1 protein-coding gene is annotated in these 216 nt (G+C 65.3%); it reads left to right on the top strand.

What is annotated here, in order from left to right:
* Window positions 1-5: 5 nt before the first annotated feature.
* A partial coding sequence (locus ADL15_RS51730) for a zinc ribbon domain-containing protein (protein WP_269748376.1) occupies window positions 6-216 on the top strand: 211 nt, incomplete at its 3' end.

Here is a 216-nt window from a genome sequence, read left to right as displayed (position 1 = left end):
TTCTTATAGCTGACCGCTGGTATCCCTCCAGTAAGACCTGCTCAGGCTGCGGCACGGTGAAAGCCAAGCTGGCCCTGTCCGAGCGCGAATACGCCTGTGCGGCGTGCGGCCTGATCGTTGATCGAGACCGTAACGCCGCCCTGAACCTGGCCGCTCTCGCGGCTGAGTTCGACACCGCCGGGAGTGGCCCGGTGGCAGGACGTGGAGCCGACCAGA

This window comes from Actinoplanes awajinensis subsp. mycoplanecinus, assembly GCF_001509495.1.
Lineage (GTDB): Bacteria > Actinomycetota > Actinomycetes > Mycobacteriales > Micromonosporaceae > Actinoplanes > Actinoplanes palleronii.
The sequence above is the reverse complement of the archived record's forward strand: the minus strand, read 5'-3'. Positions and strand labels throughout refer to the sequence as shown.